Genomic DNA, 19,700 nt, shown 5'->3' with positions numbered 1-19,700 from the left:
GATGAGACGGGTAGTTGTCACGGGTCTGGGTATCGTTTCCTCGATCGGAAGCGATGCGGCCGAAGTCACCGAATCCTTGCGCCAGGCAAAGTCGGGCATTTCCTTTTCCAACGATTTCGCCGAACACGGCTTCAAGTGCCAAGTCTGGGGCAGCCCGAAGCTCGGCCCGGCGGAACTTGCCGAACTGGTCGATCGCCGCGCCATGCGCTTCCTGTCGCAGGGCGGCGCCTGGAACCATGTCGCCATGAAGCAGGCGATCGCCGATTCCGGCCTGGAAGAGAAGGACTATGCCCAGAACGAGCGCACCGGCATCATCATGGGATCCGGCGGACCGTCCACCCGCACGTTGATCGAGGCGGCCGAGATCACCACCAAGAACAACAGCCCGAAGCGCATTGGTCCCTTCGCCGTGCCGAAGGCGATGTCCTCCACCGCTTCGGCCACACTTGCCACCTGGTTCAAGATCCACGGCGTCAATTATTCGATCTCGTCGGCCTGCTCGACCTCCGCCCATTGCATCGGCAACGCCACTGAAATGATCCAGTGGGGCAAGCAGGACGTGATGTTTGCCGGCGGCCACGAGGATCTCGACTGGACGATGTCCAATCTCTTCGATGCCATGGGCGCCATGTCCTCCAAATATAACGATACGCCCGAGACTGCCTCGCGCGCCTATGACGTCAACCGCGACGGTTTCGTCATCGCCGGCGGCGCCGGTGTGCTGGTGCTGGAGGAGCTGGAGCGCGCCAAGGCCCGCGGCGCCAAAATTTATGCCGAAATCGTCGGCTACGGCGCGACCTCCGATGGTTACGACATGGTCGCGCCCTCGGGCGAGGGCGCTATCCGCTGCATGCGCCAGGCGCTTTCCACCGTCAAAGGCGATGTTGACTATATCAACACTCACGGCACCTCGACTCCGGTCGGCGACAGCAAGGAAATCGGCGCCATCCGCGAGGTATTCGGCGGCGCCAAGATCCCCCATATCCAATCGACCAAATCGCTGACCGGCCATTCGCTGGGTGCGGCCGGCGTGCAGGAATCGATCTATTCCCTGCTGATGATGCAGCAAGGCTTCATCGGCGAAAGCGCCCATATCACCGAGCTCGATCCCGAATTCGAAGGCGTGCCGATCGTGCGCAAGCGTATCGACGATGCGAAGATCGATATCGCTCTCTCTAATTCCTTCGGCTTCGGCGGGACGAACGCCACGCTCGTCTTCCAGCGCTACAACGGATAACAACATGACTGGAATCATGCAGGGTAAGCGCGGCCTCATCATGGGCGTCGCAAACAACCATTCGATTGCCTGGGGGATTTCAAAAGCGCTCGCCGCGCAGGGTGCGGACCTCGCCTTCACCTATCAGGGCGATGCGCTCGGCAAGCGCGTCCGGCCGCTGGCCGCCGAAGTCGGCTCGGATTTCGTGCTGCCTTGCGACGTCGAGGACATTGCGTCCGTCGATGCCGTCGTAGACGCACTCGGCGAGCGCTGGGGCAAGCTCGATTTTATCGTCCATGCCATCGGCTTCTCCGACAAGAACGAGCTGAAGGGCCTCTACGCCGATACGACGCGGGAGAATTTCAGCCGCACCATGGTCATCTCCTGCTTCTCCTTCACCGAGATCGCCAAGCGCTGCGCCCCGCTGATGGAAGGCAGTGGCGCGATGCTGACGCTGACCTATAACGGCTCGACGCGCGTCATTCCGAATTACAATGTCATGGGCGTCGCCAAGGCGGCGCTCGAGGCTTCGGTGCGTTATCTCGCTGCCGACTACGGCCCGCGCGGCATCCGCGTCAACGCAATTTCCGCGGGCCCGATCCGCACGCTTGCCGGCGCCGGCATATCGGACGCACGCGCGATCCTGTCCTGGAACCAGCGTAATGCGCCGCTGCGCAAGACCGTGACCATCGATCAGGTCGGCAGTTCGGCGCTCTACCTGCTCTCCGATCTCTCAGCCGGCGTCACCGGCGAAATCCACTTCGTCGATGCCGGCTTCAACATCACCTCGATGCCGACACTGGATGCCCTGCGTACGGCGGACGTGGAATAAACGCAGCTGATTGAAATTCGAAGGCCGGGTGCAGATCCTGCGCACGGCCTTTTTGTTTTCCCTGCAAGTCGGCTCAAATGCGGCTTGAGCCTTATTTCTTCGCCCACAGCACCTTGAAACGTGCATTGCGGCAGGTTTCGCCGCTTTCCCTGAAGTTCGCCGCCAGAACCGGCTCATAGGGCAGGCCGCGATTGGCGACGAGCATCAGCCGGCCGCCGCCGCGAAGGGCGGAGGCGGCTGTCTTGATCATCGCCTGGCCAAGCGATGGCTCGGCCGCATGGCCCTCGTGGAAGGGCGGGTTCATGATCACGAGATCGTACTTGTCCTTGATCGGCTCGCCCGCCAGATCATGCCAGAAGAAGCGCACCGGCGCGTTCGGGCAGTTCTCCGCCAGATTATCCCGCGCGGCCTCCAGGGCCGCGTGATTGGCCTCGTAGAGGTCAAGGCGGGCCAGTCCGCGCGATCTCTGCGCCATCTCGACCGAGAGATAACCCCATCCGGCGCCGAAATCGGCAACGTCGCCGGCAAAATCCTGCGGCAGGCGCGAAGCGAGCAGTTCCGATCCGGCATCGATCCGGTCGTGCGAGAACATGCCGGCCGTCGCATGGAAGCGATTGTCGACGCGCACCGGCGCCTTTGCCAGTTTCGAGATGACGTCGTCGGCATTGGCCGGCCGGCCGAACCAGAAGGCGACGCCATGATATTTCGGCATATGGTCGATGGCGAAGCCGAAACCTTCCATCCGCTTGCGCAACGGCTGGATGCCGTCTTCCTTGGCGCCGGCGACGACGATCAGCCCGCCGGCTCGCGTGCGGGCGATTGCGGCGGCGAGGTTGGCCTCGTTCTCGCCCTTGTGCTTGGTGCAGAGCACGAGTGCTGCGTCATAATCCTCGCCGTTGATTTCAGGCGTCGCTTCGATCCGCTGCGCCAGCAGCTGGCGGTAGAGCGGCCGGAAGCCCTGGACGGCGCTGAGCGAGGCGGCGAAGCCTTCCGGCAGCGCAAACCCGGCCTCGGCGCCGAGGAAGAGCACACGCTCGCCTTCGCCGGGCGCCGCGATTGTGCCGCTGGCAAAGGGATGGAAAAGGGTCTTCAGCGTTTCGCGGCTCATGGATATCGTCTCATTTAGAATAGAAAAAGGGCGCGGAAGATTCCGCGCCCGGAATTGAAGCTGGCAGAGGCGGCTTATTCGGCCGCTTCTTCCTTCTTCTTCTCGTTCGGAATCTCCTGGCCAGTAGCCTGGTCGACGACCTTCATCGACAGGCGAACCTTGCCGCGTTCGTCGAAGCCGAGCAGCTTGACCCAGACCTTGTCGCCTTCCTTGACGACATCAGTCGTCTTGGCGACGCGCTCGGAAGCGAGCTGCGAGATGTGGACGAGGCCGTCGCGGGCGCCGAAGAAGTTGACGAAAGCGCCAAAGTCGGCGGTCTTGACGACAGTGCCTTCGTAGATCTGGCCGATTTCAGGCTCGGCGACGATCGAGTGGATCCACTTGCGGGCCGCTTCGATCTCCTTGCCGGAAGAGGAGGCGATCTTGACGGTGCCGTCGTCCTCGATGTTGATCTTCGCGCCGGTCTTTTCGACGATTTCGCGGATGACCTTGCCACCGGAGCCGATGACTTCGCGGATCTTGTCGACCGGGATGTTCATGACTTCGATGCGCGGAGCGAATTCGCCGAGCTGGCCGCGGCTTTCGGTGATGGCCTTGGCCATTTCGCCGAGGATATGGGCGCGACCGCCCTTGGCCTGGCCGAGAGCGACCTTCATGATCTCTTCGGTGATGCCTGCGATCTTGATGTCCATCTGCAGCGAAGTGATGCCATCGGCCGTGCCGGCAACCTTGAAGTCCATGTCGCCGAGGTGGTCTTCATCACCGAGAATGTCGGAGAGGACGGCGAAGCGATCGCCCTCGAGGATCAGGCCCATGGCGATACCGGCAACCGGCTTGGCGAGCGGGACGCCTGCATCCATCAGCGCCAGCGACGTGCCGCAGACGGTTGCCATCGACGACGAGCCGTTGGATTCGGTGATCTCGGAAACCACGCGCAGCGTGTAGGGGAACTGCTCAGCCGACGGCAGCATCGGACGGATCGCGCGCCATGCGAGCTTGCCGTGGCCGATCTCGCGGCGACCTGGGGAGCCCATGCGCCCGGTCTCACCAACCGAGAAGGGGGGGAAGTTGTAATGGAGCAGGAAGCGCTCCTTGTACATGCCGGTCAGGCTGTCGACATACTGCTCATCTTCGCCGGTGCCGAGCGTGGCAACCACGATCGCCTGCGTTTCGCCGCGCGTGAAGAGCGCCGAACCGTGCGTGCGCGGCAGAAGGCCGACTTCGGAAACGATCGGACGAACGGTTTCAAGATCGCGGCCGTCGATGCGGCTCTTGGTGTCCAGAATGTTCCAGCGGACGATCTTGGCCTGCAGGTGCTTGAAGATCGCGCCGACTTCCTCGGCCGTATACTTGGCTTCGCCTTCCTCGGGGAGGAAATGCGCCTTGACCTTTGCCTTGACGGCGTCGACGGCGGCGTAGCGATCGGCCTTCTGGGTGATCTTGTAAGCTTCGCGGAGTTCTGCTTCGAAATGCTTCAGCATCTCGCCTTCGAGCTCGGAATAGTCTTCCGGCTGGAAGTCGCGCGGCTCCTTGGCGGCGACTTCGGCGAGTTTGATGATCGCGTCGAGAACCGGCTGGAAGCCCTTGTGGCCGAACATGACGGCGCCGAGCATGACGTCTTCGGGCAGTTCCTTGGCTTCGGACTCGACCATCAGCACGGCGTCGTAGGTGCCGGCGACGACCAGGTCGAGGCTCGACTCATCCATCTCGTCGAGATGCGGGTTGAGAACATATTCGCCATTGATGTAGCCGACGCGCGCGCCGCCGACCGGGCCCATGAAAGGAACGCCCGAAAGCGTCAGCGCCGCCGAAGAGGCGATCATGGACAAGATGTCGGGATTGTTTTCAAGGTCGTGTTGGACGACGGTGACGACGACCTGCGTGTCGTTCTTGTAGCCTTCCGGGAAGAGCGGGCGGATCGGGCGGTCGATCAGGCGGGAGACGAGCGTTTCGTTTTCGCTCGGACGGCCTTCACGCTTGAAATAGCCGCCGGGAATCTTGCCGGCCGCGTAGGTCTTTTCCTGGTAGTTGACGGTCAGCGGAAAGAAGTCCTGCCCGGGCTTCGGCGCCTTGGCCGAGACGACGGTGGCAAGAACGACGGTCTCGCCATAAGTGGCGAGAACCGCACCGTCGGCCTGACGGGCGATCTTGCCGGTTTCGAGCTTCAACGGGCGGCCGGCCCACTCGATTTCCACTGTGTGTGTATCAAACATATCTTGTCCTTCAATGCGGGAGCGCGCGCCATCGCCGATATCAGGGCGCAGCGCACAGTCGACCGCAATCAATGTGACGTATCACGGGCAAGACAACGGGAGGCTTTTCATCGGCAGTTTCCCGAACTTGAGAGTTCCTGAGAAACTTGGGCCAAAGCCTGGAGAGCTTTGGCCGAAAGCATCCGGCAATCCTGCCCCATGACAGGTCAGCGGTTGGTTTGGCAGAACCGGCCCATCCGGGCCTGCCGGTCGTTCCACCGCTTGAGATAGGGTGCGGGCGGAACATTTCATCGGGAACGTCGTCCCGAAACAGATCCGGCGGACGCTTAAAAGCGCCCGCCGGACAATTTTAGCGGCGGATACCCAGGCTGTTGATCAGCTTGGAATAACGGCCTTCATCCTTCTTCTTGAGATAATCAAGAAGCGAGCGGCGGCTCGAAACCATCGTCAGCAGGCCACGGCGGGAATGGTTATCCTTCTTGTGGTCCTTGAAGTGTTCGGTCAGGTTGTTGATGCGTTCGGTCAGGATTGCGACCTGGACTTCCGGAGAACCGGTATCGCCTTCGGCAGTCGCATATTCCTTGATCAGCGCAGCCTTGCGCTCAGCAGTGATCGACATCGGATGTTCCTTTCTATGAGAGGAGAAGAGGTCGCCAAAAGCCGGGATGCCGTCCAGCTTTGGCCGTGAATGCGAGCAGGCGGACCTGACGCTGGCGCTGCCTATAAACCAAATACGCAGCGATGGAAAGAGGGAGTATTCCCGGCGGCTTCAACGGCCGGCCATCGCATCCCGGATCATCCCGTTGTAACCGGCAGGATCCTGCAGCATGGCGAAATGGCTCGCATCCCTAAGGATCACAAGTTTGGCGCCCGGTATCTCCTTTGCCATCATTTCCGTGTGGTCGAGCTTGACGGCTTCATCGTGATCGCCAATCGCAAGCGTGACTGGAACCGAGATCTTCGCAAGATCGGCGGCTGTCCAGGCCGGCTGGGTCTCCCACATCTTGGAGATCTGTCTGAAGAAGGCTTTGTATTCGGTCGGCGTCGGCGAAAGCTTTCTGTACTGGTCACCGGCAACCTCGATGTAGTGGCTGAAGGTCTTGTTCTTCAAGACGTCGGCCTTGACGCCATCGGTCGTGACGTTGGCCGCCTGGGCGATGACGCGAGTCAGTTTCTCCGGATGTTTCATTGCCATGTCGATGCCGATGATGCCGCCGTCCGACCATCCCACCAGCGTCACCTTGCCGATCTTCAGATGGTCGAGAAGGGCCACGTAATCCGATGTCATCAGATCGTAGCCGAAAGGCTGCTGGCTGCGCGTCGAGCGGCCATGGCCGCGGCTGTCGGCGACGATGACCAGGTGATCCCTGGCGAAATCGGCGATCTGGTGACCCCAGACGTCGGCATTTCCAAGGCCGCCATGGATGAAGAGGATCGGTTCGCCTTCACCATATTCGGCATAATACATCTTGATGTCGTTCACATCGGCCACGCCGCTCGTCGTCGCCGCGGGCATCGAAGGAAAGGCCGGCAGCTCGGCCCAGCGCTCGGCGGATTGAGCGCCGGCGATGGTCAGGAACATCGAAAAGAACGTCAGTACTCCGATAGCGGTTGCGCGCATTTTCATCCCCTTGTCGGGCCACCATGGCCCCTCGGGCGCTATGGCCCGAAAGGAAGATATCGCATCGCTAGCGCCTGACAATCGTCAGTGGTAACGGACTCAGGCGAAAACCCGCTTCGGTCGAAACTCGCCCTGGCCGATTTCGCCGATCGCGATCAGCCTGCCGCGTGCCGTCGCATAGGCTTCGCTTTCAGCAATCGGCGCATCGCGGCCGCGCACCAGGATCGGATTGCCCATCTTCAGCCGGTGCGCCTGATCTTCGTTGATGACGAGATGAGGCAGGGCCGACAATGCTTCGCAGGTGTCGATGAGCAGCGCGTCGAGGGCGGCAAGCCGCTCGTCCATATCCTCGATCGCTTCGAGTGCCACGAGGTTTGCGAGCGGCACCATGGCGTCTTCCGAAAAGGGCGCGACAAAGGTGCGCCGCAGCCCTGATATATGGCCGTAGCAGCCGAGCTCGCGGCCGAAATCGCGGGCCAGCGCCCTGACATAGGTGCCCTTGCCGCATTCCACTTCGAAATGCGCGGTATTGGCGTCCGGGCAGGCAAGCAGGGTCAGCCGGAAGATCTCCACCTCGCGCGAGGGGATCTCGACGGTTTCCCCTTCGCGCGCCAGGTCGTATGCGCGTTCACCCGCTATCTTGATGGCGGAAAACTGCGGCGGGACCTGGCTGATCGTGCCAATATATTTTGGCAGGATGTCGCGGATCTGCTGTTCGGTCGGACGCTTGTCGGATGTCTGCGTGACCTCGCCTTCGAGGTCGTCGGTCGCGCGCTCCTCTCCCCAGCTCACCGTGAATTCATAGATCTTGCGGCCGTCCATTACATAGGGAACCGTCTTGGTCGCGTCGCCGAGCGCGATCGGCAGCATGCCGGAGGCGAGCGGATCGAGCGTGCCGGCATGGCCGGCCTTCTGCGCCTTGTAGAGCCACTTGATCTTGGAAACGGCTTCCGTCGAGCCGAAATCCACCGGCTTGTCGAGAATCAGCCAGCCGGAAATCGGCCGGCCCTTGGGTTTGCGTGGTTTGGACATCAGTCTCTTCTATTATTGTTCGTCGTTGTCGCCGTCGAGATCTCGGCTCACCTCGGGCGAACGCAAGAGCTCGTCGATCTTCTTGTAGTTGTCGAAGCTGGTGTCGTCCCGGAAGCGCACCTCCGGCATGTATTTCATCTGCCGAAGCTGCGGCCCGAGCCGGCCGCGGATGAACTTCGCATGGCGGTTCAATGCCTCGATGACGATGCTGTGGTCGGAAACGCCGAGCGGTGTCACATAAGCCGTGGCTATCTTGAGATCGGGCGACATGCGCACTTCGGAGATCGAAATCACGGTCGCCTCGATGATGTCGTCACGCACTTCGCCGCGCTGCAGCACCTGGGTGATCGCGGCGCGGACCTGTTCGCCAACGCGCAGCATGCGCTGCGAAGGCGCGGAGGATGTTGGTCTGGTCATTGTTATCTCTGTTTGCCGATGCGGCTGGGAATCGAACCCGTCAAAGGAGAGCGTCCATGACTCTTTTGGCTGAAAAGGTCAAGCCGGCAGGTAGAAAAGCCACCCGCCGGAGAGCGGATGGCTTTTGTCAAGCTGCTGGAACGCAGAGGATTAGAGCGTGCGCGTGATATGTTCGACGCGGAAGCACTCGATGACGTCGCCGACGCGCATGTCTTCGTAGTTTTCGAAGGCCATGCCGCACTCCTGGCCCATCGGCACTTCGGAGACTTCGTCCTTGAAGCGCTTGAGGGTCTTGAGCTTGCCTTCGTGAACGACAACGTCGTTGCGGATAAGGCGGACGCCCGCCCCGCGCTCGACCTTGCCTTCGACGACACGGCAGCCTGCGACCTTGCCGACCTTGGTGATGTTGAACACCTCCAGGATCTCGGCATTGCCGATGAAGGTCTCGCGCCGTTCCGGCGACAGCAGGCCCGACATCGCTGCCTTCACGTCATCCACGAGGTCGTAGATGATGTTGTAGTAGCGGATCTCGATGCCCTGGCGTTCGGCGAACTGGCGCGCCTGCGCATTGGCGCGAACGTTGAAGCCGATGATGGCCGCGTTCGAGGCTTCGGCGAGCGAAATATCCGACTCCGTGATGCCGCCTGCGCCCGAATGGACGATGCGGGCACGGACCTCGTCGGTGCCAAGCTTTTCCAGCGCGCCGGCAATCGCTTCGATCGAACCCTGCACGTCGCCCTTGATGACGAGCGGGAACTCCTTGATGCCGGTGCTCTGCATCTGCGTCATCATCTGTTCCAGCGAACCGCGCTGTCCCGACTGGCGGGCGGCCGCCTTGTCCCGGGCAAGACGCTGGCGGTATTCCGAGATTTCGCGGGCGCGGCTTTCGCTCTCGACCACGGCGAACTTGTCACCCGCCTGCGGCGTGCCGGAAAGGCCAAGCACTTCGACGGGCATCGCCGGCGGCGCTTCCTTCATATGCTCGCCCTTGTCGTTGACGAGGGCGCGCACACGGCCCCAGACGTCGCCTGCGACGATGATCTGGCCGGGCTTCAGCGTACCGTTCTGAACGAGAACCGTGGCAACCGAGCCGCGGCCGCGGTCGAGCTGGGCTTCGATGACGGTGCCTTCCGCGGTGCGGTTCGGATTGGCCTTGAGGTCAAGGATTTCCGCCTGCAGCAGAACGGCTTCGAGCAGCTTGTCGAGGTTCTTGCCTGTTTTGGCCGACACTTCGACGTCAAGTGTTTCGCCGCCCATCGATTCCACGAAGACTTCGTGCTGCAGAAGCTGGTTGCGCACCTTCTGCGGATCGGCTTCGTGCTTGTCGATCTTGTTGATCGCCACGATGATCGGAACACCGGCTGCCTTGGCGTGATTGATCGATTCGATCGTCTGCGGCATGACGCTGTCGTCAGCTGCCACGACGAGGATCGCGATGTCGGTCGCCTGCGCGCCGCGGGCACGCATCGCCGTGAAGGCGGCGTGGCCGGGGGTGTCGATGAAGGTGATCTTCTGGCCGTTCTGCTCCACCTGATAGGCGCCGATATGCTGCGTGATGCCGCCGGCTTCGCCGGCAACCACGTTGGCATGGCGGATGGCGTCGAGCAGCGAGGTCTTGCCGTGGTCGACGTGGCCCATGATGGTGACGACGGGCGGACGCGAAACGCGGTCGCCTTCAACGTCGGCGATGTCAAAGATGCCGAGTTCGACGTCGGATTCAGAGACACGCTTGACGGTATGGCCGAATTCGCCGGCGATGAGTTCGGCAAGGTCGGCGTCGATGACGTCGCCCGGCTTCATCATCTGGCCTTCTTTCATCAGGTACTTGATGACGTCGACGGCGCGTTCGGACATGCGCTGCGACAGTTCCTGAATGGTGATGGTCTCAGGCAGGACGACTTCGCGGGAAATCTTCTCGCGAGTCTCCTGCATCTGGCTGCGGCGGAACTTCTCCTGCCGGCGGCGCATCGCCGAAAGCGAACGGCTGCGGCCGGCGTCCTCGCCGTCCACATCGGCAGTGGTGATCGTCAGCTTGCCGCGGCGGCGCTCGTCATCCGTCTTCGGACGCGTGGTTACCGGCTTTGCGGGTTCCGGACGGACGATGCGGCCACGGGCCGGACCGCCGCGCGCGGCGCCCCGATCGTCGTCGCCATCATCATCGCGGCGGCCACGGGCGCCGACCGGTGTGGCGGCGCCGGGGGTCGGACGGGCGCCAGCGGGCGCTGCTCCATCAGGCCGGCGGGCAGCCGGAGCCGATGATGCCGGCCGCGGCGTGCTCGGACGGGCTTCGGTCACTGCCGGAGCCGGCGCGGCTGCAGCGGCTGCCGGTTCGGCGGCAGCAGCAGCCGCTTCGGCCTGCCGGGCTGCCTCTTCGGCCGCCCTGCGTGCGGCATCCTCCGCTTCGGCTGCCTTGCGGACAGCCTCTTCGGCGGCGCGGCGCTTGTCTTCCTCGGCGCGGCGGATCGCATCCTGGGCGTCACGCGCCTGGGATTCGGCGAGCGCACGGCGGCGCGCATCCATTTCCTCAGGCGACAGATGGTTCAGCACGACAGGGCGCGGGCGATCGTTCGGACGCGGCTGCTGATAGGACTGCTGCGGACGCTGGTTGGCTTGGCCGCCACCGGGCTGATGAATCCGGGGTGCCGGCGTCGACTGCTGCGGACGCGCCTGAGCAGGTGCCGGCGCCGGTTCGGCTGCGCGAACCGGGGCTGCGGGGGCCGCAGGCGTGATCGGCTTTTCGTCTTCCGGGCGCATCGGGCGCCGCTTGCGGGTCTCGACCACGACCGCCTTGGTGCGACCCCGACCCATATCCTGGCGAACGGTACCCTGGCTCATCCCCGATGGTTTCAGGGTGAGCGTCTTCTTGCCCGTTACGCTGAGTGTCTTGTCGTCGTTACTATCGGTCATTCGTTCCCGTTCCTTCGGACAGGGAGCGATGACTAGATCAGACCCTGTCGTTCAAATACTGTCGATCAATGAGAATGAAACCGGCCGATGCCGGTGACCGCCTCATTGTTTTTGCCGGCCAGCGCCGCCCGCTGCCCGGGACTGACCGCCAATACGGTACTGTTCGAGCATCTTTGCGCGCTTCACTACACCCTCACCCGCCTGCCCTGCAAGCACTGCGGCATGGATAAAAGCATTCTGGCCCATCAGGCCTTCCATTTCGCTCTCCGAGAAGAAACGGTAGGAAGGTATCTCCTCCTCGGTCTCCATTCCGAGGTGCCAGGCCTTGCGGGCCTGGTCGATTTTTCGCACTCCATCATCCGCTGCGTCAGTTGCGTGGAACACCGCAAGGGCTGCTCCACTTCTGACCGCGGCATCCACTTTCGAGGCGCCGCTGACGAACTGGCCGGCCTTGCGCGCCATGTTCATCATCTGCATCAATTGCGCAGCCAGCAGCCGGTCGACGCTTGCGCCGAGATCGTCCGCCGCTTTCACTTCCGCTTTCAGCGCCCGGGCGAACAGCTTTTTCGCCACCGCCCTGTCGACCAGCGACCGGTCGGCCTTCACCCAGCAGCCGCGTCCCGGAAGCTCGCGCTTCAGGTCGGCGACGACGGTTCCGTCGGGAGCCGCGACGAAGCGGATCAGCTCTTCCGGCGATCCGCTTTCGCGCGTCACGATGCACATGCGTCCGTTCACGTCATACCCTGCAAGATCGTCGTCCTCGGGAAGAACGTTCGGCTCATGCGCGGTCATCATGCTTCCTGTTCGGCTTCGGTGACCTCTTCTTCGGTCCCCTTCGCCAGGTCCTCTTCGGTGATCCAGCCAGCCGCGAGGCGGGCCTGGACGATCATTTGCTCGGCCTCGACACGCGAGACATCGAACTTCGAGAACAGGCCTTCGAACTTCTTCGTTTCGCCGTTCTTCCGTTCGCTCCAGCCGACGAGATCATCGGCCGCACAACCGGCGAAATCCTCGATCGTCTTGATCCCGTCCTCGCCGAGCGCCACCATCATCTGGGCGGTCATGCCGTCGATCTGGCGCAGTTCGTCTTCAACGCCGAGCGCCTTGCGCTTCTCGTCCATCTCGGCTTCGAGACGCTCGAGGAATTCGCGGGCGCGCTGCTGAATTTCCTGCGCGGTCTCTTCGTCGAAACCGTCGATCGAGGAAATCTCGTCGAGATCGACATAGGCCAGTTCTTCGACGGCGGCAAAGCCTTCGGACGCCAGAACCTGGCCGACCATTTCGTCGACGTCGAGCGAATCCATGAACAGGTTGGTGCGTTCGTTGAATTCCTTCTGACGGCGTTCCGATTCCTCGGCCTCCGTCATGATGTCGATATCCCAGCCGGTCAGCTGCGAAGCAAGGCGGACGTTCTGGCCGCGGCGGCCGATCGCAAGCGACAGCTGCTCGTCGGGAACGACGACTTCGATGCGCTCGGCGTCCTCGTCGAGAACGACCTTGGCCACTTCGGCCGGCTGCAGGGCGTTGACCACGAAGGTCGCCGGGTCCTGGCTCCAGGGGATGATGTCGATCTTCTCACCCTGGAGTTCGCCGACGACGGCCTGGACGCGCGAGCCGCGCATACCGACGCAGGCGCCGACCGGATCGATCGACGAGTCGTTCGAAATCACCGCGATCTTGGCGCGCGAGCCCGGATCACGGGCGACCGACTTCACCTGGATGATGCCGTCGTAGATCTCAGGCACTTCCATGGTGAAGAGCTTCACCATGAACTGCGGATGCGTGCGAGACAGGAAAATCTGCGGACCACGCTGCTCCCGACGAACATCATATACGTATGCACGCACGCGATCGCCATAGCGCACGTTCTCCCGCGGGATCATTTCGTCGCGGCGGATGATGCCTTCACCACGGCCGAGATCGACGATGACGTTGCCGTATTCGACGCGCTTGACGGTGCCGTTGACGATTTCGCCGACGCGATCCTTGAATTCGTCGAACTGGCGGTCGCGCTCGGCTTCACGCACCTTTTGCACGATCACCTGCTTGGCGGATTGTGCGGCGATGCGGCCGAAATCCATCGGCGGCAGCGGATCGGCGATGAAATCCCCGAGGGCTGCGTCCGGATTGCGGTCGCGGGCAAGCTCCAGCGGGATCTGCGTCGAATAATCCTCCGCCTTGTCGACCACTTCGAGCAGGCGCTGCAGACGGATTTCACCGGTCTTCGGATTGATGTCGGCCCGGATGTTGGATTCGGTGCCGTAACGGGAGCGCGCCGCCTTCTGGATGGCATCGGCCATTGCGGCAAGCACGATCTCCCGGTCGATAACTTTTTCGCGCGCCACTGCATCTGCGATCTGCAGAAGTTCGAGCCGGTTCGCACTGACTGCCATTGTCTTGTTTCTCCGTCTTTACTCCAGGGTTCCCGTCCCTGGGAGCGGTCTGTTGATCGGTTATTCCTGGTCGTCTGCTTCGTTCTGGTTGGCGGCCTGCGCTTTCGCCAGCTTGTCGGCGCGCAGCGCATCGCGGATCAGATCGTCGGTCAGAATGAGCTTCGCATCGCTAAGCGCCGTGAAGGGAATGATGACCTTCTGCTCTTCCCCGTAGGCGACCTGGTCACGCTCGAGCGTGAATCCATCGGCGTCTGCTTCGACGATCTTGCCGCGGAAGCGTTTGCGGTTGCCGATCATGATCGACGTCTCGCACTTTACAAGGTGGCCTTGCCAGCGGACGAAATCGGATTTCCGCACCATCGGACGGTCGATGCCGGGCGAAGACACCTCAAGATGATACTCTTTATCGATCGGATCTTCCACATCGAGGACGGGAGAAATCGCCATCGAGACTTCTTCGCAGTCCTGAACCGTCATCGTGCCGTCATTGCGCTCGGCCATCACCTGCATCGTCGCGCCGTTCTGGTTCAGCATGCGCACGCGGATGAGCCGGAAGCCCATGCCGACGAGAACGGGTTCGATGATATCGGCAAGACGCTGGTCGAGCCCGGTTTCGGTAATCAGCCGCGGCTCAAGTTCGTTGTCTGCGTTTGTCATGTCCGACAAGCGGCGCTCCTCGCAATTTCAAGCTGTTCGGGCGATCGAGCTAATAAAAAAGAGCGGGTCCTTGCGGCCCACTCTTCATCAAGCGATCAAGAATTTGAGAGCCATATAGTCGGGTTTTTCCGAAATTGCAAGGTCTGCGACCGATTCCGCGATTTCGCTTCCGGCAAGGCGAACGAGCCTATGGCCAGCGAACGTCTTGCGCATATATTGCCTGTGGGGCTCAAAAACAAAAGCGGGAGAAATCGTGGCCTACACCTCAGCGACACTGGCGCCGTTGCGGCACGATACCTACCGTGCCATCTGGTTTGCCAGCCTTTCCTCGAATTTTGGCGGCCTCATCCAGGCGGTGGGTGCTGCCTGGATGATGACGACGATCACCGCTTCGGAGGATATGGTCGCGCTGGTGCAGACCTCGACGGCGTTGCCGATCATGCTGTTTTCGCTGGTATCGGGGGCGTTGGCCGATAATTTTGATCGCCGCCGGGTCATGCTGACGGCGCAGTGCATGATGCTGACGGTTTCGGCCTTGCTTACGGCGTCAGCCCTTCTCGGCTGGATCACGCCCTGGCTGCTGCTCTTCTTCACCTTCCTGATCGGCTGCGGCACAGCGCTTAACAATCCCTCCTGGCAGGCCTCCGTCGGCGATATGGTGCCGCGCGCCGATCTGCCGGGTGCGGTCACGCTGAACAGCATGGGTTTCAACATCACCCGCAGCGTCGGCCCGGCGATCGGCGGCGTCATTGTGGCGGCTGCGGGTGCTGCCGCGGCCTTCGCGGTCAACACCCTGAGTTACCTCGCTCTGATCTACGCCCTGCTGCGCTGGCGGCCGAGCACACCGGTCTCGACTCTGCCGAGGGAGGCGCTCGGCAGCGCCATCTTTGCCGGCCTGCGCTACGTCTCGATGTCGCCCAATCTCGAAAAGGTCCTCGTGCGAGGACTGGTTTTCGGCGTCGGCGCGAGCTCGATCCTGGCGCTGCTGCCGGTCGTCGCGCTTGATCTCGTTGCTGGCGGTCCGCTGACTTATGGCTTCATGCTCGGCGCCTTCGGTATCGGCGCGATCGGCGGTGCGGTGCTGAGTGCAAGAATTCGCCAGGCGCTGTCCAGCGAGACGATCATCCGCCTCGCCTTTGCCGGCTTTGCGCTGAGCGCCGTCATCGCCGCCATCAGTCCGAGCGCCGTCCTCACATCAGCCGGGCTGCTCATTTCGGGCGCCTGTTGGGTCTCCGCACTTTCGCTCTTCAACACCATCGTCCAACTGTCGACGCCGCGCTGGGTGGTCGGGCGCGCGCTGTCGCTTTATCAGACCGTCACCTTCGGCGGCATTGCCGGTGGCAGTTGGCTCTGGGGTGTTGCGGCGGACCGCTATGGGGTCGCCGATGCGCTGCTGATGGCGTCGGTCGTACTGCTGCTCGGCATTGCGATCGGGCTGCGGTTTTCGATGCCGGCCTTCGCCTCGCTCAATCTCGATCCGCTGAACCGCTTCACCGCGCCGGCCTTAAGCCTCGACATCACCCCGCGCAGCGGCCCGATCGTCATTCAGGTCGATTACGAGATCGCCGACGACGATCTGGCGGAATTCATGGCGCTGATGGGCGAGCGCCGCCGCATCCGCATCCGCGACGGCGCCCGGCATTGGGCGCTGATGCGCGATCTCGAAAATCCTGGCCTCTGGACGGAAAGCTACCATACGCCGACCTGGGTCGAGTACATCAGACACAACCAGCGGCGCACGCAGGCCGATGCTGAAAACATCGACAGGCTGCGCGCGCTCCATCGCGGCGAAGGTCCGCCCCATGTCCACCGCATGATCGAGCGCCAGGCCATCCCGCCAGGCGATGATGTCTTCCATAAAGCGCCGATCGATCTGCATCATTGAGAGCAGCCATGTACAGTTTCAGGCTCGCCCGTCTATCCGATCTCGCAGCCATCGTAAGGCTTCTCGCCGATGACGATCTCGGCGCCGCCAGGGAAATCGTCTCCGATCCCGTCGATGCGCGTTATCTTTCGGCCTTCGCGGCGATCGAGGCGGACGCCAACCAGTTGCTGGCTGTCGCAACCGACGCCTCCGACCAGGTCGTCGGCTGCCTGCAGCTGAGCTTTCTTCCCGGCCTCTCCCGAACCGGTATGTGGCGCGGGCAGATCGAAAGCGTGCGTATCGCAAGAGAGTTTCGGGCAGCCGGCCTCGGCGCGCAATTCATCGAATGGGCGGTCGCCCAATGCGTCGAGCGCGGTTGCGGCCTCGTGCAGCTGACATCGGACAAGACACGGAAAGACTCGATCCGCTTCTACGAGAAGCTCGGTTTTGTCGCCAGCCACGAAGGACTGAAGCGCAACCTGTGAATCCGTCTACTTCAGCTTGCCCTTCATGCCGGCTTCGGGAAAGCATGTCGGTTTCATGCCGTTCTTTGCCTGCCACTGGCCGATCGAGCGCCGCGTCTTGTAGCCCGGCAGTCCGTCGGTGCCGCCGACGTCATAACCCTGCCGCTCCAGCGCCTTCTGCATGGCGGCGACATCCGAACGCAGCATCTTGCCGACATCGCCCCATTGGCCCTCGAAGGCGCCGCCGTTCGAGGCGATCCGGTCGGCGAGATTGCCGATATAAAGCGCGTAGAGGTCGGAGTTGTTATACTCCTTGATGATATAGAAATTCGGCGTGACAATGAATTCCGGGCCGTCGCGGCCGGCCGGCACCAGCATCATTCCTTGAGCCTTCATCTCACCTGAGGGAAAGGCTTTGCCGGAGATGCGCTCGATGCCGAGCGAGGCCCAGTGCGAAAGCGGCTTTGCCAGATCAGGCCCCTCCTGCGCGCAGGAGACCGCTTCGGGTATCGACACCTCGAAGCCCCAGTCGCGATCGCGCTGCCAGCCCTTCTTGACCAGATAGTTGGCGATCGAGGCGAGCGTATCCGGCACCGAGGTCCAGATGTTGCGGTGGCCGTCGCCGTCGAAATCCACGGCATATTTCAGATAACTAGTCGGCATGAATTGCGGCTGTCCGAGCGCCCCGGCCCACGAGCCCTTGAAGTCGGCAGGCGTGACGTCGCCGCCGTCGAGAATATGCAGTGCCGCCACCAGCTCGGTGCGGAACATCTCCTTGCGAGTCGACATGAAGGCCTTGGTCGCCAGCACTTCGATCGCCGATTCCGGGATCTTCGCGGCCCCGAACCCCGTCTCGCGGCCCCAGATGGCAAGCACGATCGAGCCCGGCACGCCATAGGTCTTCTCGATCCTCTTCAGCGTCGAGCCATATTGTGCGGCAAAGCCGCGCCCTGTCGCGGCGAGCTTCTTCAGCCGGTCCTCGTTGAAATAGGGGCCGGGCGAGGAAAATTCCGCCTGCGTCTGCTTCTGCTCCCTCGGCGGCGGGAAACCAGGCGGAGCAAGATCCGGGAGGTTCCAGTTCAGCGTGATGCCTGAGAAAGCGGCCTTGAAGGTCTTCTCGGAAACACCGCCCGCTTTTGCTTCGGGCCAGAGGTCGCTCTGCACCCATTTTTGGAATTGTGCCTCGACATCGGCTTTGGAAGGGGCTGCGTGGGAGGTGAGGGGGAGGAGCGCGGCCGTTATGGCCAGCGCGAATATTCGCAGCATAAACAATCCCCTCATATCACCGTCCGTGCCCGCAGCGCGGCCGCGAGCGTGCCCTCATCGAGATAGTCGAGCTCGCCGCCCACAGGCACGCCATGCGCCAATCGCGTAATCTTCACGTCGAGCCCCTGCAACTGGTCAGTAATGTAATGCGCCGTCGTCTGCCCCTCGACGGTCGCATTGACCGCGATGATCAGCTCGCGGATGCCGCCTTCGCCGATCCGGTCGATCAGTCCGCGGATATTGAGATCGTCGGGCCCGATCCCGTCGAGCGGCGACAGTGTGCCGCCGAGCACGTGATAGGCGGCGTTCATCGCGCGCGCCCGCTCCAGCGCCCAGAGGTCCGACACGTCCTCGACGACGATGATGACGGATTGATCTCGCTGCGTATCGGTGCAGACGGTGCAGGGGTCTGTTGTATCGACGTTGCCGCAGCGCGAGCAGATCTTCACCTTGTCGTAGGCTTCGCCCATGGCGTTTGACAGCGGGCCGAGCAACTGGTCCTTCTTCTTGATCAGATGCAGTGCCGCCCGGCGCGCCGAGCGCGGCCCGAGGCCCGGCACTTTCGCCAGAAGCTGGATGAGTTTTTCGATTTCGGGGCCGGTGACTCGTTTTGCCATGCGCCGTTCTTAACTGATATGCAACGAAAACGGAATCGCGGAAGGAGCGGCCGTCCCATGAAAATCCTGGCGCTGTGCATCGGCAATGCGGAAAAGCTGGCCGGCAAGAGCTACAAGACTGGTATCTTCAAACATGCCGTCAACGGCGCCGTGATGATCGATGCCGAAGGGCTGGTCGGCGATGCCATCTGCAACCGCAAGCATCATGGCGGTGTCGATCAGGCGGTTTATGTCGAGGGATCGCTGACGCTCGACTGGTGGAGCAGGAAGCTTGGCGGGCCGCATGAACCCGGCACCTTCGGCGAAAACATGGTGATCTCAGGCCTCGACAACCGCGGCGTCGCCGTCGGCGACCGATTCATAGCAGGCGATCTTATTCTTGAGGCCACCGCCTGCCGCATTCCCTGCGCCACCTTTGCGGCCAGGATGGCCGATCCGAAATTCGTCAGGCGCTATACGGTGGCCGCCCGCCCCGGCATTTACTGCCGCGTCGTCAGAGGCGGCTTGGTCGAGGCCGGAGTGACGGTCGAGTATCATCCCTTTTCCGGAGAGAGGGTGACGATGCCGGAGCTTATGAAAACATTCGGCCAACGGCTTTCGGAGGCAGACCGGTCGCGATATCTCGCCGCTCCCATTCACCATAAGCTACGGGCGACGCTAGAAGCGTAGCGTTAAGAACGGCGTTCTGTGGGGATCGCCGGCCCGATAGCAGCATCGGCTATCGGAACTGCAGTCAAAAGGAAGACCAATGCCTGCTATCAAAACGGCAGTTTGAAGCCGGGCGGGATCGGCAGGCCGGCCGTGAGCGCCTTGGTCTTTTCGGCGGCGAGCGCCTCGGCTTTGTCCTTGGCGTCTTTGTGGGCGGCGACGATCAGGTCCTCGAGGATCTCGACATCGTCTTCCTTGAACAGCGATGGGTCGATTTTCAGGCTTTTCAGCTCGCCCTTGCCCGAGATGACGACGGTGACGAGGCCGCCGCCCGCCTTGCCTTCGGCGGTGAGCTCGGCGATCTCCGCCTGCATCTGCTCCATCTTCGCCTGCATTTCCTTGACTTTGCCCATCATGCCCATGATGTCGCGCATCGTCTCGCTCC

18 protein-coding genes are annotated in these 19,700 nt (G+C 62.3%); 5 read left to right on the top strand and 13 right to left on the bottom strand.

Features of this window, described 5'->3' with window-relative positions:
• Position 1 precedes the first annotated feature (1 nt).
• Together fabB and fabI are read left to right on the top strand one after the other, a co-directional pair.
• Complete coding sequence (fabB, locus tag PH551_RS05030) at positions 2-1,237, top strand: beta-ketoacyl-ACP synthase I (protein WP_085776507.1); 1,236 nt, start codon at positions 2-4, stop codon at positions 1,235-1,237.
• Positions 1,238-1,241: 4 nt separating this feature from the next.
• The gene (gene fabI, locus PH551_RS05025; RefSeq protein WP_285192084.1) at positions 1,242-2,048 is read left to right on the top strand and encodes an enoyl-ACP reductase FabI; all 807 of its coding nucleotides are present in this window, start codon (positions 1,242-1,244) and stop codon (positions 2,046-2,048) included.
• Positions 2,049-2,139: 91 nt separating this feature from the next.
• On the opposite strand, the gene PH551_RS05020 is transcribed toward fabI, so the two are convergent.
• The 10 genes from PH551_RS05020 to rimP all read right to left on the bottom strand — a co-directional run bounded on the left by PH551_RS05020 (position 2,140) and on the right by rimP (position 14,405).
• The gene (locus tag PH551_RS05020) at positions 2,140-3,156 is read right to left on the bottom strand and encodes a class I SAM-dependent methyltransferase (RefSeq protein ID WP_285192083.1); all 1,017 of its coding nucleotides are present in this window, start codon (positions 3,154-3,156) and stop codon (positions 2,140-2,142) included.
• Positions 3,157-3,230: 74 nt separating this feature from the next.
• On the bottom strand, positions 3,231-5,369 hold the full coding sequence (gene pnp, locus PH551_RS05015) for a polyribonucleotide nucleotidyltransferase (RefSeq protein ID WP_011423507.1): 2,139 nt from the start codon (positions 5,367-5,369) through the stop codon (positions 3,231-3,233).
• A 349-nt stretch (positions 5,370-5,718) separates the two neighbouring features.
• A complete protein-coding gene (gene rpsO / locus PH551_RS05010; RefSeq protein WP_009997779.1) occupies positions 5,719-5,988 on the bottom strand; it encodes a 30S ribosomal protein S15 in 270 nt (89 codons plus the stop codon).
• Between the two features lie 150 nt (positions 5,989-6,138).
• Positions 6,139-6,990, bottom strand: coding sequence for an alpha/beta fold hydrolase (locus tag PH551_RS05005; protein WP_285192082.1), 852 nt, complete (start codon positions 6,988-6,990; stop codon positions 6,139-6,141).
• Positions 6,991-7,089: 99 nt separating this feature from the next.
• On the bottom strand, positions 7,090-8,022 hold the full coding sequence (truB, locus tag PH551_RS05000) for a tRNA pseudouridine(55) synthase TruB (protein ID WP_285192081.1): 933 nt from the start codon (positions 8,020-8,022) through the stop codon (positions 7,090-7,092).
• Positions 8,023-8,034: 12 nt separating this feature from the next.
• Positions 8,035-8,439 (bottom strand): 30S ribosome-binding factor RbfA, encoded by a 405-nt coding sequence (rbfA, locus tag PH551_RS04995; RefSeq protein WP_009993666.1) that lies wholly within the window; start codon positions 8,437-8,439, stop codon positions 8,035-8,037.
• A gap of 150 nt (positions 8,440-8,589) precedes the next feature.
• Entirely contained in the window at positions 8,590-11,346 is a 2,757-nt protein-coding gene (infB, locus tag PH551_RS04990) for a translation initiation factor IF-2 (protein ID WP_285192080.1), read from the bottom strand.
• Positions 11,347-11,448: 102 nt separating this feature from the next.
• Entirely contained in the window at positions 11,449-12,141 is a 693-nt protein-coding gene (locus PH551_RS04985; RefSeq protein WP_176536342.1) for an RNA-binding protein, read from the bottom strand.
• A complete protein-coding gene (nusA, locus tag PH551_RS04980) occupies positions 12,138-13,739 on the bottom strand; it encodes a transcription termination factor NusA (protein WP_064800221.1) in 1,602 nt (533 codons plus the stop codon). The genes PH551_RS04985 and nusA overlap by 4 nt, the downstream gene beginning before the upstream one ends.
• Positions 13,740-13,799: 60 nt before the next feature.
• A complete protein-coding gene (gene rimP, locus PH551_RS04975; protein ID WP_041678513.1) occupies positions 13,800-14,405 on the bottom strand; it encodes a ribosome maturation factor RimP in 606 nt (201 codons plus the stop codon).
• A gap of 196 nt (positions 14,406-14,601) precedes the next feature.
• On the opposite strand from rimP, the gene PH551_RS04970 reads away from it, so the two are divergent.
• The gene (locus PH551_RS04970) at positions 14,602-16,281 is read left to right on the top strand and encodes an MFS transporter (protein WP_285192079.1); all 1,680 of its coding nucleotides are present in this window, start codon (positions 14,602-14,604) and stop codon (positions 16,279-16,281) included.
• 8 nt (positions 16,282-16,289) lie between these two features.
• Complete coding sequence (locus PH551_RS04965; protein WP_285192078.1) at positions 16,290-16,745, top strand: GNAT family N-acetyltransferase; 456 nt, start codon at positions 16,290-16,292, stop codon at positions 16,743-16,745.
• 6 nt (positions 16,746-16,751) lie between these two features.
• Here PH551_RS04965 and PH551_RS04960 read toward each other — a convergent pair whose 3' ends face one another.
• A complete protein-coding gene (locus PH551_RS04960; RefSeq protein WP_285192077.1) occupies positions 16,752-17,990 on the bottom strand; it encodes a lytic murein transglycosylase in 1,239 nt (412 codons plus the stop codon).
• 11 nt (positions 17,991-18,001) lie between these two features.
• Positions 18,002-18,607 carry a recombination mediator RecR gene (gene recR, locus PH551_RS04955; RefSeq protein ID WP_285192076.1) on the bottom strand — a complete coding sequence of 202 codons (606 nt, stop codon included), beginning with the start codon at positions 18,605-18,607 and terminating at the stop codon, positions 18,002-18,004.
• A gap of 18 nt (positions 18,608-18,625) precedes the next feature.
• Here recR and PH551_RS04950 point away from each other — a divergent pair, with 18 nt between their 5' ends.
• On the top strand, positions 18,626-19,276 hold the full coding sequence (locus PH551_RS04950; RefSeq protein WP_285192075.1) for an MOSC domain-containing protein: 651 nt from the start codon (positions 18,626-18,628) through the stop codon (positions 19,274-19,276).
• An 89-nt stretch (positions 19,277-19,365) separates the two neighbouring features.
• On the opposite strand, the gene PH551_RS04945 is transcribed toward PH551_RS04950, so the two are convergent.
• Entirely contained in the window at positions 19,366-19,689 is a 324-nt protein-coding gene (locus PH551_RS04945; RefSeq protein ID WP_004676719.1) for a YbaB/EbfC family nucleoid-associated protein, read from the bottom strand.
• Positions 19,690-19,700 lie beyond the last annotated feature (11 nt).

This window comes from Rhizobium atlanticum, from assembly GCF_030182485.1.
Lineage (GTDB): Bacteria > Pseudomonadota > Alphaproteobacteria > Rhizobiales > Rhizobiaceae > Rhizobium.
This window is presented reverse-complemented; position numbering and strand designations above follow the sequence as displayed.